This window comes from Jeotgalibaca caeni, from assembly GCF_028863945.1.
GTDB classification, from domain to species: domain Bacteria; phylum Bacillota; class Bacilli; order Lactobacillales; family Aerococcaceae; genus Jeotgalibaca; species Jeotgalibaca caeni.
The window spans coordinates 1-16,734 of the sequence record NZ_JARBEA010000055.1 but is presented as its reverse complement, the minus strand read 5'-3'; the positions used below and the strand labels follow the sequence as shown (position 1 = coordinate 16,734).

Annotated in this window: 14 protein-coding genes and 1 pseudogene; 8 read left to right on the top strand and 7 right to left on the bottom strand. The window is 40.6% G+C overall.

Annotation, left to right across the window (positions count from 1 at the left end):
• Positions 1–105: 105 nt before the first annotated feature.
• From PVE40_RS10495 to PVE40_RS10485, 3 genes are all read right to left on the bottom strand, one after another.
• A complete protein-coding gene (locus PVE40_RS10495; protein ID WP_274731883.1) occupies positions 106–1,074 on the bottom strand; it encodes a peptidylprolyl isomerase in 969 nt (322 codons plus the stop codon).
• Positions 1,075–1,284: 210 nt separating this feature from the next.
• A complete protein-coding gene (locus tag PVE40_RS10490; protein ID WP_274731882.1) occupies positions 1,285–1,656 on the bottom strand; it encodes a YtxH domain-containing protein in 372 nt (123 codons plus the stop codon).
• Between the two features lie 3 nt (positions 1,657–1,659).
• Positions 1,660–2,094: an HIT family protein gene (locus PVE40_RS10485; protein ID WP_274731881.1), complete on the bottom strand. Its 435-nt coding sequence runs from the start codon at positions 2,092–2,094 to the stop codon at positions 1,660–1,662.
• A gap of 117 nt (positions 2,095–2,211) precedes the next feature.
• On the opposite strand from PVE40_RS10485, the gene PVE40_RS10480 reads away from it, so the two are divergent.
• The 5 genes from PVE40_RS10480 (at position 2,212) to PVE40_RS10460 (ending at position 6,905) form a co-directional block, all read left to right on the top strand.
• On the top strand, positions 2,212–2,949 hold the full coding sequence (locus tag PVE40_RS10480) for an ABC transporter ATP-binding protein (RefSeq protein ID WP_274731880.1): 738 nt from the start codon (positions 2,212–2,214) through the stop codon (positions 2,947–2,949).
• Positions 2,946–4,160, top strand: coding sequence for an ABC transporter permease (locus tag PVE40_RS10475; protein WP_274731879.1), 1,215 nt, complete (start codon positions 2,946–2,948; stop codon positions 4,158–4,160). The genes PVE40_RS10480 and PVE40_RS10475 overlap by 4 nt, the downstream gene beginning before the upstream one ends.
• Before the next feature lie 323 nt (positions 4,161–4,483).
• Positions 4,484–5,278: a phosphotransferase family protein gene (locus PVE40_RS10470; RefSeq protein ID WP_274731878.1), complete on the top strand. Its 795-nt coding sequence runs from the start codon at positions 4,484–4,486 to the stop codon at positions 5,276–5,278.
• A 54-nt stretch (positions 5,279–5,332) separates the two neighbouring features.
• Complete coding sequence (trmB, locus tag PVE40_RS10465) at positions 5,333–5,977, top strand: tRNA (guanosine(46)-N7)-methyltransferase TrmB (RefSeq protein WP_274731877.1); 645 nt, start codon at positions 5,333–5,335, stop codon at positions 5,975–5,977.
• A gap of 169 nt (positions 5,978–6,146) precedes the next feature.
• A complete protein-coding gene (locus PVE40_RS10460) occupies positions 6,147–6,905 on the top strand; it encodes a helix-turn-helix transcriptional regulator (protein ID WP_274731875.1) in 759 nt (252 codons plus the stop codon).
• A 51-nt stretch (positions 6,906–6,956) separates the two neighbouring features.
• On the opposite strand, the gene PVE40_RS10455 is transcribed toward PVE40_RS10460, so the two are convergent.
• The 4 genes and pseudogenes from PVE40_RS10455 to PVE40_RS10440 form a co-directional block, all read right to left on the bottom strand.
• Positions 6,957–8,360 (bottom strand): MATE family efflux transporter, encoded by a 1,404-nt coding sequence (locus PVE40_RS10455; protein ID WP_274731874.1) that lies wholly within the window; start codon positions 8,358–8,360, stop codon positions 6,957–6,959.
• 298 nt (positions 8,361–8,658) lie between these two features.
• Positions 8,659–9,627 (bottom strand): aromatic acid exporter family protein, encoded by a 969-nt coding sequence (locus PVE40_RS10450; protein WP_274731873.1) that lies wholly within the window; start codon positions 9,625–9,627, stop codon positions 8,659–8,661.
• 28 nt (positions 9,628–9,655) lie between these two features.
• Positions 9,656–10,552 (bottom strand): ABC transporter ATP-binding protein, encoded by an 897-nt coding sequence (locus PVE40_RS10445; RefSeq protein WP_420828530.1) that lies wholly within the window; start codon positions 10,550–10,552, stop codon positions 9,656–9,658.
• A gap of 24 nt (positions 10,553–10,576) precedes the next feature.
• Positions 10,577–11,380, bottom strand: a pseudogene (locus tag PVE40_RS10440) (ATP-binding cassette domain-containing protein); the annotation flags it as partial.
• 509 nt (positions 11,381–11,889) lie between these two features.
• On the opposite strand from PVE40_RS10440, the gene PVE40_RS10435 reads away from it, so the two are divergent.
• Genes PVE40_RS10435 through PVE40_RS10425 form a run of 3 tightly spaced genes read left to right on the top strand, consistent with a single transcriptional unit; the run spans position 11,890 to position 16,653 of the window.
• Positions 11,890–13,332, top strand: coding sequence for an ABC transporter permease (locus tag PVE40_RS10435; protein WP_274731872.1), 1,443 nt, complete (start codon positions 11,890–11,892; stop codon positions 13,330–13,332).
• A 16-nt stretch (positions 13,333–13,348) separates the two neighbouring features.
• Positions 13,349–14,812 (top strand): ABC transporter permease, encoded by a 1,464-nt coding sequence (locus PVE40_RS10430; protein WP_274731871.1) that lies wholly within the window; start codon positions 13,349–13,351, stop codon positions 14,810–14,812.
• 14 nt (positions 14,813–14,826) lie between these two features.
• Positions 14,827–16,653 (top strand): ABC transporter substrate-binding protein, encoded by a 1,827-nt coding sequence (locus tag PVE40_RS10425; RefSeq protein ID WP_274731870.1) that lies wholly within the window; start codon positions 14,827–14,829, stop codon positions 16,651–16,653.
• The last annotated feature ends 81 nt before the right edge of the window (positions 16,654–16,734 follow it).

Here is a 16,734-nt window from a genome sequence, read left to right as displayed (position 1 = left end):
AACACCTCCGACATAGTATTTGGTATTATACCATTCCGAAGGTGTTTTATATTGTCTCATTTATTTGTGTTAGTCTACAACGCAAGTTGATGGGGAGGTGTTTTTTTATTCTGCAGATTCACTTGAAGCATCTTCGGATTCAACAGATTCAGATGTGGACTCAGCGGACTCTGTAGATTCAGCCGATTCACTTGTTTCTTCTTCAGTTGTCCCAAGGAATGGAGCCATTGCGTCTTCTAGATCTTCATCTTTAATATCGATGTTTGATTCTGTCAAGATAGCTGTCATTGTATCGTTCAGATAAGTAGGATCAGCTAATTTCTCGTTTAGAAGATTTTGTTTGATTGTTTCTGTTTCTTCCTCTAACGTTCCTTTTTCAGGTTTTTCTGTCACAAGAATGATGTGGTAACCGAAATCGGATTGTACAGGTGTTTGTGTCATTTCGCCTTCTTCTAAAGCAAAAGCTGCTTCTTCAAAAGGAGCGACCATTTGACCTTTGCTTACTTGACCAAGTGAACCACCGTTTTGAGCGCTGCCTGGATCAGTAGAGTTTTCTGTAGCTACAGTCGCAAAATCTGCACCTTCATTAATTTCTTTGATTAAGTCTTTTGCTTTTTGTTCATCTTCTACTAAGATATGAGAAGCAGTGATTGCTGGCTCATAGGTTTCGTAATATTCTTCAATTTCTTCATCAGAGATTGGCGTTCTTTGTTCTAATGCTTCATTCATCAATAAGTTCATGTGGATTTGATCTTGATATTCTTTAACGGTGCTGAAGCCCATTTGTGAGAGTAAGCCTACAAATGCTTCTTCTCCACCAACAGAAGCCATGGTTGTGCGAGTTTCTGTTTCTGCCTCTGCTGCGAAGTTGTTGTCGCCAACTTCATTTTCCAATGCTTGGATTAAAATCATTCGTTGTAGAGTAGCTTCACCGATTGTTGGTTTCATTGCTTCGTAAAGTTCATCTTTAGTAATATTGCCGCCTTCCATGGTAACGACATCTTCACTGTTCGAACATGCGGAAAGGGTAAAAGCTGCTAATAAGGATACTGCTGATAGCGCAATTTTTTTCATTTTGTATCTACACTTCCATTTCTTCAATCTTGGTCGTTCTCATCTAAAGAACCTTTTTAACTATATCACAAACGAAAATCATTTGGAAAGGAATCTTGAAAAACGCTTTAATTTTTCTAGAAATCTTCATAAATAAAACACTCGTTCATTAAATAAAAAAGAGAGTGGCCAAACGCTTCAAATAGGGAGCATTTGGCCACTCTACTGTTCTTATCCTTCTTGATTTAACAGGGGACTATCTTGATATTTTTCTTGTTCATTCTTTAAGTCTTCCGTTAATTTATTGATGCTGCTCATAACTCTTCTAATGCGTGGAGAGTTTTTCTGTGTGAAATCTTCTACTGAATAAGCGATGTCTTTTGTAGCACGATCGGCTACAGCCATTCCTTCTTCAGATAGACGGCCAAGGGAGACCTGCAACTGTTTTAAGTCGTCTCCTAAGTCATTCACGGCATTCGTGTTATCCTTGATGTAATCTTGCACCTTGCGGCGATTTTCTTCCCCATTATTTGGGGTGTTGAGTAGTGCGATTAATCCACCTACTACAGCTCCGAATAGTAATCCTTGTGTAAAGTCTTTCATCCTTTATCCCTCCATTTTTTCCTTAATTGTTTCTACGATGGTTTGATAATCTTCTGGTTGATAGTGTTCATTATGAGTTTCCCATTTTAAGCCGAATCCGTCAATTGATTCATCTTCATAACGTGGAATCAAATGTACGTGAGAGTGAAATACAGATTGGTAAGCCAGCGATCCATTGTTGTTCAAAATATTCATGCCTTTTACTGCTGGATGATGTGCTCGGATGGCACGAGAGATGGCAGGAATCTTTGAGAACACGTCTGCTGCTAGAGCTTCATCGTATTCAAAAATATTTTCTACATGCTTCTTCGGCACTACTAGCGTATGCCCTTTGGTAACTTGGGAGATGTCTAGGAATGCCAGCACCTTTTCATCTTCATATACTTTGTAGCTGGGTATTTCACCTTGAATAATCTTACAAAAAATACAATCCGTCATGAGCGATCCCTCTTTTCTTTTATCATAACTTTACCATAACGATTATAAAATATACATTAATTGCATAAGGCTCTATGGTATAATAATGAGAGATTATGTTGGAAAGGACAAGTACCCATGACATTAGAAATAAAGGATCTTACTGGAGGATATACCGCTGTACCGGTTATCCAAGAGGTAACGTTTTCCGTAAAAGCAGGTGAATTAACTGGACTGATTGGTTTGAATGGAGCAGGGAAGAGTACAACCATCAAACACATTATCGGATTAATGATGCCTTTTTCTGGTCAAATCACCATCGAAGGAACTTCACTCCGCAATGATCCAGAACAGTATCGCCAGTCATTTGCGTTTGTTCCAGAGACACCTGTTTTGTACGAAGAATTAACTTTACGTGAACATATCGAAGTAACGGCAATGGCATACCAAATGCCGCTTGAAAAGGCGATGGAGCGAGCAAACCGGTATGTGAAAGCCTTCCGCTTAGAAGATAAAATGGAATGGTTCCCGGCATTTTTCTCAAAAGGGATGAAACAAAAGGTGATGTTGGTCTGTGCCTTTATGTTGGATGCGCCGCTCTATGTGATAGATGAACCATTCTTAGGACTAGATCCACTTGGTATCCATACCTTTTTAGAAATTATTAGAGAAAAGAAAGCTGCGGGTGCGGCTATTTTAATGTCTACGCATGTGCTTAGCTCTGCTGAACGTGAATGCGATAATTTCGTTCTCTTGCATCAAGGTGAAGTGAAGGTAACGGGGAACATGACCGATCTGCAAAACGAATTAGCGATGCCAGGAGCGACATTAGATGAGTTGTACATCCAGTTGACCAAAGAAGGGGACGTCTTATGAACGTGCTCGAACAATTAGCGAATCGCCGTAAAAAATATTTTAAGAAAATGAGCCGCTATGCGAAATATGTATTTAACGACCATTTCGTCATTGTGATTATTTTTCTTTTTGGAGCACTGGCTTACCAGTATGCGGAATTTTTGAAGACTGTAGAGCCGCCTTTTCATATCGGAAAATGGATATGGGCGTTGGTTCTGAGTGGTTCTTTGTTTATTGGGAAGCTTGCTACGCTGGTTCAAGCAGCGGATCCTGTATTTTTAGCAGCCAAAGAAAAAGAGTGGCAACACTATCTCAAAAACACAAAGTCATCGAGTCTTTTGTTTCCGGCATTTCTCTTATTCATTCTCGCCGGTGTAGCATTTCCGATGCTCTTTGTCGGTCAGCCATTTCGAGTGTTAGAATTTTTACTATTCTATGTTTCCTTACTCCTTTTGAAGTGGACTGAACTCGGAATACAAGAAGAAGGTTTCTACTTTCAAACAGAGCCAGAGAAGAAGAGAGCACTTCTTTTCGTCCTTTCGTTTGTCGTATTAATGATTGGATTCTTAATGCAAACATGGATTAGTCTTCTTCTCAGTGTGGTCGTTATGGTTCTCTTCCAACGGCTCCAAAAACTGGAAGTTCCATTGTTGCATTGGGAAAAGGTTGTTCATCAAGAAGAGAAACGCTCTGCCCAATTAAATCGCCTGATTAATTTGTTCACGGATATTCCAACTGTGCGCAACCCAGCGAAGCGCCGGAAATATCTGGATCAAGCAGTGACTTTTCTTTCTGGAAAAGACAACCCCTACCAATATTTATACGCTCGTGCGTTTGTGCGCGGGAGCAATTATAGCGGCTTGTACTTCCGCCTGACTGGAATTGGGGTTCTTATTTTTATATTCACTACGATTCCCTTAGTCAGCTTATTATTGAACGTATTATTTATCTATTTGACCGGTTTTCAATTGTCTGCTCTCTATGGGCAGATGGATGAGCACCTTCTTGCCCGCTTATATCCTGCTCCTAAAATTAAAAAGGAGAAAGGATTTGAACACTTGCTGCTTCAGTTGTTAGTGGGGCAATCGCTCGCCTTTGCTGTTGCTACAGTAGTTGGGTCTGGGCCGGTTATTGCAATTGGTGCGCTCTTTCTTAATGTCCTCTTTTCCTTATTATTTATTCGCTTTTATTTAGTGAAGAGGGTACAGAAAAGAGCACATTTGAATCTGTAAGAAGGCCAGGGCCTGGAGGGCTGATTCATCTTTCCCTTGACGGAATGCAGAAATGAACCTAAAATAAATAATAGATTACCCCATGAAGCGAACGGGAGACATGCCTGTTGGAATGACAGGGACGGTTGAAGAAATGTAGATAACGATGAATAAGAGTAGAAGTGACTTTTCCTGCTATAGATAAAGAAAGCGGAGAGTCACTTTCGTATCTTCTCGTATGGTTATTTGTAGCTGGCTCACATAGCTTTGTGAGGCTGCGCAGGAAGAAGCAAACAGACAGGTCAATGGCAGCACCAATCAAGCGTGAGTAAGGAATGAACAGAATGGACTACAAGATGGATTCGGGGTGGAAACTACACCCTATCGGAGGCGACACCGGACATGCATATATGGGCGTAAGGGCAGAGGAAAAGGTGTTTTTGAAACGCAATTCCTCACCTTTTTTAGCCGCGCTTTCTGTTGAAGGAATTACTCCACGGCTGATTTGGACGAAGCGAATTGGTAATGGGGATATCTTAACTGCTCAGGAATGGCTGAATGGAAGAGTGCTGTTGGGTAATGAGATGAACTCAAAAGAAATCATCGACATTATGCGGAAGTATCATCGTTCGGAACATCTCTTAAGCATGCTGCGTAAAGTAAAGGGACAAGTCTATCATCCGGAAATGTTTCTGAACGATTACTTAGCGGATTTAGAAGAAGATTTGAGCACCAACTCATTTCTGAATACGATTGTTGCTTATTTACAAGAAACGCTTCATTATGTGAAAGATGCCCGTTACACAGTCTGCCACGGAGACTTAAATCGAAAGAACTTTTTGCTTACTGAAGATGAACGGCTGTATCTAGTAGATTGGGAGTCTGTGAAGATTGCAGATCCATTTTCAGATATCAGCATGCTCCTAGTGCGCTACGTAGATCCATCAGACTGGGATCACTGGTTAGACAAGTATGGTCTCATGAAAACAGATGAAGTGTATCAATGTTTGGAGTGGTATAGTTTCGTTAATCGATTGTTGTTGACGAAGAAATATCATGAGAACGGGGAAAATATAAAAATGAATCAACAAATTTTACATATGAAAGAAGCATATGTAAACAGAATACATCATAAGTAATCATCCTATTCCGTATAATGATGAGGGGTAGGATTTTTTATTGGAGGAGAAAAAATGAGAGTAAGACACAAACCATGGGCAGCAGATAAGTTAGCTGAATACCCAAACTATGTAGTGACAGACCCAACGACCCTTAGAGGGAAATGGGCACAGAGTTTCCCACAAGAAGGGCCGATTCATATTGAAGTTGGTTCTGGGAAAGGCCAATTCATTGTTGGGATGGCGAAGCAACATCCAGAAATAAACTTCATTGGAATCGAGTTGCAAACCAGTGTAGCGGTAATGGCGCTTGATAAAATCATAGAAGCAGAATTGCCAAACGTGAAACTTTTGAATACAGACGGCGGTCTTATTTCTGATTATTTTTCAGAAGGAGAAGTGGACCGCGTATACTTAAATTTTTCAGATCCATGGCCAAAGAGTCGTCATGAAAAGAGAAGATTAACTTCAGCTGCCTTTCTGGAAAATTACCAACAAATCTTGAAACCAAACGGTGAAGTTCATTTCAAAACAGACAATCAAGGCTTATTCGAATATTCTCTTGTAAGCTTCTCGAAGTTTGGGATGGAACTAGATCAAGTGTGGCTGGATTTGCATCAGTCTGAATTTGAAGGAAATGTTCGAACCGAATACGAAGAAAAATTTGCTGCAAAAGGGCAACGGATTTACCGTGTAGAAGCTCACTTTAAAGCAGAATAGAATGAAGAAGTGCACGCCATCCTAAAAAATGGTGTGCACTTTTTTTTGCTTTAAAACCTTGTTATATCAAGGGATAGAGCCATGCTACAAATCGTAGCTGACAAAAATAATAGGACAATCACCTTTTTTTTGCGAACTTGTTTATAATGAAAAGAAAAGGATGAGCACGATGAACCTACACGATAAATTAAAAGAAAAAAGAGTAGAAGCTGGACTAACTCAAAAAGAATTAGCAGAAATTTTACATGTATCGCGTCAGACGGTTTCAAGCTGGGAGGTTGGTAGAACATACCCTGATTTGGATATTTTAGTGGCGATTGGCGAGCTGTATCAAACCCCTTTGGATGATTTGATAAAGGAGGATTCGCGAATGGTAGAGGATATCACTCGGCAAGTAAAAAAGAGTACTCGTAGGAAGACGACGAATATTTTATTGGCTTCTCTTCTTTTTGTTATCGTGGGGTACCTTCTCTTTGAACAGCATCAACAAAACCAAAATGATTATGTAAACGAAGAGGGGCTCAGTCGGAATGATTTGTTAAGTACAACATGGCGGATAAACTACGACCCGAACCATGAATTAATGGATTCATTTGTTTCAATTAGTGATAAGGACTTGATGTTATTGAACCAGTATCACAAAGATTGGATTCTTCCAGATACAAGTTTAGAAGAGGTACAGAAACAAAGGGAAGAATGGAAAGAAAAAGGATTAGAAGATGGGCTGCATCATTATGAAGACCTCCAGATAATTGTGGAAGGGAATCAATATATCGTAACGGCTTATGGATACCGCCAAGAGTTTACCAAATTGAGTGACACCATTCTAAAAGATGAGAACGGTATCGAGTATTACTTAGATTCTCCAGAAGAAAGCCATACTCTGTTAGAGTTCATTGCAGAGGAGCTGGATGTGCCAGTTGAATAAAAAAACCACCCGAAAGTCCATAGAAGGATTTTCGGGTGTTCTGTATTCATATTATCGAGCAAAACGTGGAATTAATTTGGAAACAGCATCGGTAAGAGAGAAATCTTTCTCCGTTTCCATTGGTTCGCCATTTTCTAGACGTTTTTTCGTTGTGTAGTAAGAGATAAATAGAGGAATCAAAGCACCTAACCAAGCTAATGGTCCTGCAATCGAAACTCCTGCAAAACCGAATACGTTAGCTAACAATACTGCAGCAAGCATACGGGAAATTAATTCCATTACGCCAGCAGCGGTTGGAGCAGAACTGTTCCCTAAACCTTGCAAAGTGTAACGATAAATAAACAATAGCGCTAATAAGAAGTAGAAGGTCGCATTTGTTAAGAAGTAAATCTGCACGTTATCTAAGATAGCGTCAGAACCATTTCCAACGAACACGCTCGCGAATTGTCGACCAAATGTTACCAATAGAATTCCCATCACAAAGCTATAACCGAGTACTAATTGGCTCACTTTTTTCACGCCAACCCAAATTCGGTCATAGTTTCCAGCACCAAAGTTTTGCGCGGTGTAAGTAGCCATGGTAACTCCGAATGATTGAAGCGGCATGGTTGCCATCCCGTTAATTTTTTCAGCAGCAGTAGTAGCCGCAACAGCTGTTGCACCTAAACTGTTCAAAGTTGTTTGAATGGTCATTGAACCAACCGCAATAATCGAACTTTGGAAGCCCATTGGCAAGCTAATACGGAGATGATGAATCCATTCTTTTTTCGTAATCTTCCAATCTTCTTTATAGATTCGGAGCATAGGAACTTTTTTCCAAATATAAACGAGACAGAGGATGCTTGCAACCAATTGAGAAAGGACCGTTGCATAACCTGCGCCTTCAACGCCGGTGTGGAAGCCTAAGATAAACCAGTAGTCTAAAATAACATTCAGAGCAGACGTAATAGCCAGGAACAACAATGGAGTTTTGCTGTCTCCGATTGCCCGTAGCACATTGGATAATAGGTTAAACATGACAGAAGCGCCGGTACCGGCGAAAATAACCACTAAGTAAGCTTGCGCGTCATCGATCAGGTTGGCAGGAGTTTTCATAAGGGACAAGATTTCACGAGTGTACATAGTAGCAAAAATAGTCAAAATCAAAGTAATCGCCAAGCTGATCATCAAGCTAGCAGCCAAGTTGCGACGCAATCCAACAAAATCTTTTTTGCCAAAGTATTGAGCGGTAATGACAGAGAGTCCAGCGGTTAGTCCAGTCGCCAATCCAAGGATGAGGAAGGTAATGCTACCTGTTGATCCAACGGCAGAGAATGCCTCTACTCCGAGTGTTTGACTTACGATATAGGTGTCGGCCATGCTGTAAAATTGCTGAAAAACGTTTCCGAGTAACATTGGCAAAGTAAATTGGATAATCAGATGAATCGGATTACCTTTTGTCATATCTTGTCCCATTAAATTATAATTCCTCCTGTAAATAAATAAATCGTAATAAAGCAATAAATGTATAAGTACAATAGGCATTGCGTTAACTTATGAAAGACAAGTATAAACTCATTTACAGAAAAAACAAGCCTTTTTTAGCATTATTTTGATATTCTAATGTTAAGAAAAATAATTCGCTTACATTATGATAAGGACGCTTTTTAACGAATTTATTCCTCTCATAAAAGAAGAATTTGAAACTTTTGAAACAAAAATGAAATAAAAAAAGCAATGATTTTATCTTTTAAAACAGACAAAATCATTGCTTTTATTCATTGGATAATTGGGCAGTCCCATATTCATCAAAGAAATCTTTTTTTGCTTGAATGAAGCGGGTGAAATCATTCAATAATTGAAATAAGACTGCTCGGTTCTCAAACTCCAATCGATTTTCAGGTAGGTCACTCTGACGGAAATGCTGCAATAGAAGACGAATGTCTTCTAAAATATACTCACCCGTATTATTTTGATGCAGCTGATTTGCGGTTAAGTAAAAGAGTCCGGCCAATATTTTGTTTTCTTCCGTCGGGATCGTACACTTCAAAATATTTTGTTGCATGTATGCAAGGATGGCTGCTTGATCCTTGCGCATTTCAATATAACGCAAATCATACTGCCAATCGGTTAAGATTCGGTTCTCCGACTCCAGAAAGACTAATTGTTCCGCTTCTTTTAATAATTCGTTTAACTCTTCGAGGACATTTGGTGGAGAAGGAATGCCATTTTGTAAATGAAGAGAAAGCGACAACAGGGCGTCTTTCATTAGTTGGTCTGCCTCATCACGTAGCTCGACAATGCGATCATTTTTTGAAGGATGATACACATTGATGAGGATTGCGATTCCCGCTCCAATTACCATTAATAGAAGTTCATTTTGCAACAAAGGTAACGAAATATTTTGTTCTACTAATAGGTGCGTAACCAATACGGAACAAGGTGCAATCCCGGCTTCCACACCAAATCGGTAAGCTAGCGGAACATAGATCATTAAATAGAGCGCAAATACAGACGTGCCAAACCCAAACAAATAGAAGAGAACGACCGCAACACCTAGAGCTAACAGAGTCGATCCGACACGCCTTCCAGCTGTAAGGAGAGAGGATTTCGTCGTATCCAGCACACTGAGAATAGCAATAATTCCTGCAGATACGGCATAGTCAAGCCCCAGCCACTGGGCAACTAAAATTGCCAGGAAGGCTGCTAAGGCAGTCTTCATCGTCCGCATGCTTAACGACATCGAATCATCTCCTTCTCAACTTGAAAACTTAGCAATATACCCAGTGATTTGGCGTTACTTCTTGGAAGGAATGGCCTTCATACTCCGCCAATTCCTCATCCGTTTTTCCGAGCGCTGTTCGAGTTGCTTCGTAAACAGGGTCTGGAATCGGAATAGCTGATAGCAGCTTTTTAGTGTATGGGTGAATCGGATTCGCAAATAGTTCTTCCGCATCTGCTAACTCTACGATTTTTCCTTGATACATAACCGCTACGCGATCTGAAATTTGTTTCACCATGGTTAAGTCATGGGCGATGAACAAATAGGTCAAGTTTAGTTTTTGTTGTAAGTCTTCTAACAATTCCACAATTTGTGCCTGAATAGAGGCATCCAGAGCAGAAAGTGGTTCATCTAGAACAATGAATTCTGGATTTACTGCTAATGCACGAGCAATTCCAATCCGCTGACGTTGACCGCCAGAAAACTCATGCGGAAAACGTTGGGCAAAAGAAGCATCAAGTCCAACTAATTCTAATAGTTCCAACACGCGAGCATTCCGTTCTTTGCGGTTCTTGGCCAAACCATGGATATCCAATGACTCTCCAATAATATCTTGAATTTTCATTCGAGGGTTCAACGATGCATACGGATCCTGGAAGATCATCTGCATGTTCTTCCGCATGGACTTCAACTCTTTGGGCTTCAGGTGATTAATGTCAAACCCTTCATACAGGGTTTCGCCGTTGTCAGGTTCACGTAGGCGTAGAATCGTTCTACCGGTTGTTGACTTACCAGAACCAGATTCACCTACCAATCCTAATGTTTCACCTCGATAGATTTTGAAACTAAGCTGGTCTACCGCTCGTACCGTTTCGTTTCGACCATAAGGGAATTCCTTTTGCAGCTGGGAAATCTCCAACAAAACATCTCTTTTGCCAGCATGGATTTCCTCTAATTTCTTCAAAGAAGCAGAAGACTTTGGTTTTTGTAAATTAGGAATAGCTGCGAGTAACATTTTTGTATAGTCATGTTGAGGATTCTGGAATACAGACACTGTATCACCTTGCTCCACGACATGTCCGTCTTTCATTACAACGACATTGTCACACATATTTGCAACGACACCAAAATCATGGGTAATCAGAATAATAGCCATCCCAAATGTAGCTTGAATTTCTTTTAATAATTCGAGAATTTGAGCTTGAATGGTTACATCTAAGGCAGTCGTAGGCTCGTCTGCAATAATTAAGGAAGGGTTACAAGCAAGAGCCATTGCAATCATCATCCGCTGGCGCATCCCACCAGAAAATTCATGAGCATATTGCGTATAACGATAATCCACGTTCGTAATTCCAACGTGCTGCATGATTTCTTTTGCACGTACTTCTGCATCTTTTTCGGATAAGCCTTCATGTTGGCGTAAGGTTTCGGTAATTTGTTTCCCCATTGTCATTGTTGGGTTCAAAGAAGTCATCGGGTCTTGGAAAATCATGCTGATATCTTTGCCGCGAATCGCCCGCATCTCTTTTTCACTATATTCGAGTAAGTTTTTGCCCAAATAAACCACACTTGATTCTGGATGAATGTGAGCATTTGGAGACAGGAGTTGCATAATGGAACGCGCCGTTACACTCTTCCCGCTACCTGATTCTCCAACTAATCCCAGCGTTTCGCCAGCATGTACGGAAAAGGAAACGTTGGATACAACTTGACTCACCTTTGATCCAGTGGAGAAGGAAACAGATAAGTTCTGAATGGATAATAGGTTATTCATGTTCTCTTCCTTCCAATTTCTATTTTTAGTCATAACAAGAAAATAGCACGCTTTCTAAAAAAAAGAAAGAGTAGAGTGTTAAAAATCACTTTGTAATAGTAAGCAAATGTACTTGACGAACGTAATTCGGTTTGATATATTTATGTTCAGTAAAAACATCATTCCATATCGAAATAAATGACGTTGAAAAGAAAAGTACAAGTTGGATGAAAGAAAAGCGAGTCCTGTTAGGTGAGAGAGGATCTGGAAGAAAACTTGGAAGTGCATCTTGGAGTCGTATGGGTGAGCGCAAGCCAGCCCATAACGGGATTTGCCCGTTATAGCAAAGCAGTATGCTTCTATCTCTATGCGTACTGAACAGAGAACAGCAAGTCATTTTTTTTGACGGCTGAATTAAGGTGGAACCGTAAAATAGACTTATTTTACCCTTAAATAAACGATTACATAATGATCGTTTGTTTAAGGGTATTTTTCATTTATGTGCGGAATGATGAGCGAGGAGGGAATGAATGGAGCAAGCAGAAAAAAATCGTTGGCTCGCAACGATTTGTTATTACTATGAAAAAGCTTATCAGAAACGTAGTTGGAGGATTGGATTGCTGCTTCTCGGCATCTTGTTTCATCTCGTAGTTGGGGTGTACTATCTGACGCAACGTAAAAATAAAGAACAAATCGATCGGAAGGATTTAGCGGCTCGCTTTTTGGAAAGTGGACAGGCGCAAGCCTTACGGGAAAAACTAGCAGCTCAAGAACAGAAGAAGAATGCGTATCTCGGTATCACGAAGTCAGAAGCACAACAAAAACGTGACCTCGATCAACTGTACGAACGAGAACTGAAGAAAGCACAGCAACAATGGAAAGGCACGGCCTATCAAGAAAGAGGATTGAGCGAGTATACGTATTTAGATGCTACGCGAAACGTTCTTGGAACATGGCCTGGATTTATCCTTTCTTTGATTCTAGCTTGGCCGATGTATCTCTACCTGATGATCGTCTCCAATGCTACGTTGTATTTTATCGCCAATCGCTTGGTCATGATGTTCTTTGTGATCATCGGCGTAACGATGATTGTCTTCACGCTCTTGTATCTATCGCCATCTGATCCAGCAAATAATATTTTGGGGGAACAAGCGACTCCGGAGCAGATTGAAAATTTCCGTAATTTGCATGGGCTGAATGATTCTTATCTAACACAATTATTCCGCACCGTCCGTGGTGTCTTCACTTTTGACTTAGGAAACACCTATCAAGGGAGTGAAAATGTAGTTAGTGCTATTCTAAGACGCTTCCCGGTAACAATGGAATTAACGATTTTCGCTTTGTCACTTTCTGTACTGGTTGCTTTACCAGCTGGGATTTATGCGGCTATTAAAAGAAACTCGACTTTTGACCACTTGTTCATGTTTGTTGCTTTAATTGGTATCTCAATTCCTAGTTTCTGGCAGGGGTTAATTTTTATTCTGACCTTCTCCATTAATCTTGGATGGTTGCCAGCAACGTACAATGCGAACAATCTAGCATCCCTTTTGATGCCGGCTGTTGTATTAGGTACTGGACTAATGGCTTCTGTAGCAAGGATGACGCGTTCTTCAACGCTTGAAGTCATTAACGAAGACTACATTCTAACCGCTCGTTCTAAAGGGTTATCCAATCAAAGAATTATTTTACGCCACGCTGTACCGAACGCATTGATTCCGATTGTGACCGTCATTGGTCTGCAATTTGGAGGCATGCTCGGTGGTTCCTCTGTAACGGAGAAAGTATTTAATATTAGCGGGGTAGGAAGTTATATCGTAGATAAGCAATTTGTGCCGGATATTCCTGCTGTCATGGGTGGCGTTATCTACATTGCGATTATCCTTTCCATCGTGAATATGTTGGTTGATATTCTCTACAGCTTCCTCGATCCAAGAATTCGTTCCCGGATTCGTAGCGGTCAAACAGGTAAATAGGGGGTGAGGGAAGAAGATGAGAAGTTATCGAACCAATCAGATTATGAACCAATTTCAATTTAGCAATGGCTTATCGCTCGGCTTAACGGCGCTGCTATTTCTCTTGAGCATCCAGTGGCAGCCATTAGGCGTAAAACCATTTCTATTCATCCTTTTTTTGATTCATTTGGTGTTGAGTTTGCTGCATTTCTTTACGTTACGCCAGTTAAAAAAAGGAGCGATGGATCCTGAAGTACCGAATGCCCTCTACCGGGTATTGGCCGTTCTATTCATCGCAGGAATCTTAGCGGGGAACTTGTTTACCTTTTTATCAGGTGTCACCGCCTTGAAGAAAAACATTTCAGTAGCTTTCCGCTACTCGCTCTATACTGTACTTGTTGATATAGTGGCGATTGTGGTAACCGCGCTAAATTTATTCAAACCGTTTGTAGCGAACCGTTTCCTACTTATGATGGCGATTTTGTTAGCCAGCCTGTTGATGCATCTATTCTTTTTAATTTTCGAAGGAAAATGGCACAACTTTCAACCGGCAGTGAAGTGGGGAACATTCATCTTGCTTGCATTGACTTCCTTAACAGGAAATATTTTGGCCGCATTTGTGGCATTTTCCTTGTACCGGACACACAAAGACCTTGCTGGTGAGCGCAGACAAACTAGTATTCGAGAAAAGTTGACGAGCAATCAAGCGGCTTTACTAGGATTGTTCTTTATTACTTTTCTGATTATGATGGCCATTACGAGTGAGTGGTCCTTCAGCTATTCGTTTGCTTCAGAGAATAATTATCAAAATATCTTGCAACAACCATCTCTAGCGTATCCATTTGGCACCGATAACTTCGGGCGGGATGTATTTTCCCGAATTATCTTTGGTTCACAGATTTCGCTGGCAGTCGGTTTATTATCTACCTTGCTTCCTTTCTTTGTAGGGGGAACGCTAGGAGCCATTTCTGGATTTTATGGGAGCCGTACAGATAGCATCATTATGCGTTTGTTGGATGTTCTCTACGCGATTCCCGGAATGCTGTTGGCGATTACGATTGTAGCTTCATTTGGAGCTTCGACCACCAACTTGATTATTGCACTGAGCCTTGGTTCCATTCCGTCCTATGCACGAACCATGCGTGCGAATGTTATGCAGGTGGCGAACTACGAATATGTAGAGGCAGCTCGTGCATTGGGACAAAATAACTGGACGATCATTCGTCGCCATGTTGTACCAAATGCGATGGCACCAATGATTATTCGATCCACGTTAACCATTGGTACTGCGGTTATTTCAACCAGTAGCTTGAGCTACTTAGGACTTGGAGTAGAGGCGCATGTGCCAGAGTGGGGAAATATTTTACGAATCGGCAGTGAGTATTTAGAAACCAATCCATACTTGGCCATTTATCCAGGTATTGCGATTATCTTACTTGTTTTATCATTTAACTTTTTGGGTGATGGCTTGCGTGACGCAAGTGATCCTCGAATGAATTAAGGGAGGATTTATTAATGAAAAAGAAATTATTGCCTTTTATTGCTGCTGCATCGATGGTGTTAGCTGCTTGCTCGATTCAAACAGAACAAGACGCGAATAACCCTGGCGAAGGTAGTGACGTGTCCCAAAATGTAGAAACAACAGAAAAAACGACCATTGAGATTTTAGGAACGAGCTCAAATGAAACAGACATGAACGTGTTGCGTGACCAATTAATGAAAAATGGTTTTAATGTAGAACTAAATACACAACCAGATTATGCAAGTTTTACTGCTCAAAAAGATGCAGGAAACTATGACTTGGCTGTTTCAAGTTGGACTACCGTTACTGGTAACCCAGATTACGCTGTTCGTTCTTTGTTTATTAGCGAAGGGGATAACAGTTACGTAAATGACCCAGAGGTAGATGCGCTGATTAACGAAGCTGCTCTGGAAACGCCAGAGGACTATACCGAAACCTATAAAGAATTGGAAGATTTACTTGTAACGGAAAACGCGTATCTGTTTCCTTTATACACTTCCTTAAAAGCACAAGCATTCAATAAAGATGTCTTGAATCCAGATTCGATTCGCCTTTCTAAATCACGTGCGTTTGCTTGGGAACCAGTGTCGTTTAACGATGAATCCTTGAATGATGCAGAAACATTGATGCTGACTCAAACAATGGGGAACTTGACTTCTTTAGACCCTATTAAAGGAAACGATGGCTCCATCAATCAACTGAACACGAACATGTATGTACGTTTAGTGAACTTGACAGACGATGACCAAATCATTTCTGATGGATCCTTGTCGTATAATCACGCTATCGCAGAAGGAAATTCCGATTACTACTTTGTTCTGCGCGACGATATTAACTTTGCTCGAGTAGAAAACGGTCAAGCAGTAGATACAGGTGAATTAGTAAGCGGTCAAGATGTGATTTTCTCATTGAACCGTGCTAAAGATCCAAATTCCGTTCCTGATCACCGTACCTATTCTTTACATGAACATATTGACACAGTAGAATTGGTTACTGATTTAAGCGAGCTAGAAGAGGCACAACTTTCTGATGGTTCTGGCACAGTTTTAGAGGCTTTAGAAGCAGATTTAGCAGAACCAATCAAGAATGTAGTAGAAGGCGTTGATGAAGTTGATAACGCAAGCGGAAACTACCAAGTAATCAAGATGACGACGACAGAGCCATTCCCACAAGTATTGAACTATCTCGCTCACCAATCTGCAGGGATTGTTTCGCAAAAACAAGTGGAAAGCATCAATACTTATGAAGTTGAAAGCTTCAATCCAGATACAGATATCGCTTATGGAGACCAACGTGCGGTGACAGAAGGTTCTACTTATGACAATCATTTGTATGCCAGCGGTCCGTACATCATGATTCAAAAGAATGACTATGAAGCAACTTTCCAAAAAAATCCTGCTTACATGGTTGAAGACGAACATGCACCAAAAATTGCAAATGTAACGGTTCGTTTCATTGCAGATTCTGATAGTGCCCTTTCTGCATTGCGTGCAGGAGAAATTCACTTGTTGTATGGCTTGACTGAAACAAAATACGAAGTAGTTGAATCAGATGAAAAACTTCAACTACAAAGCATGCCAAGTAATGGTGTAACGTATATGCAGTTCAACCCAGAAGGTCGTGACATTTCTGAAAGTGCCGACTTGCGTAAAGCAATCCTTTACTCCATTAACCAAGAAGACTTGAGCGCCGCTTATAACGGACAAAAGTTGAAGGCTTACTCTACCTTGAGCCCAATGGTAGATACAGGTAATGAATTAAATGCAGACCCAGCTAAAGTAGAAGAATTTTACGAAGCATATCTAGAAACAGCAGAATAAAACAGGCTCTTTGTCAAGAAGTGTTGATAGTGTATTTTTCCAGTTGCATGCAGGCTAAATTTCACAATCTATCAAGCAGTA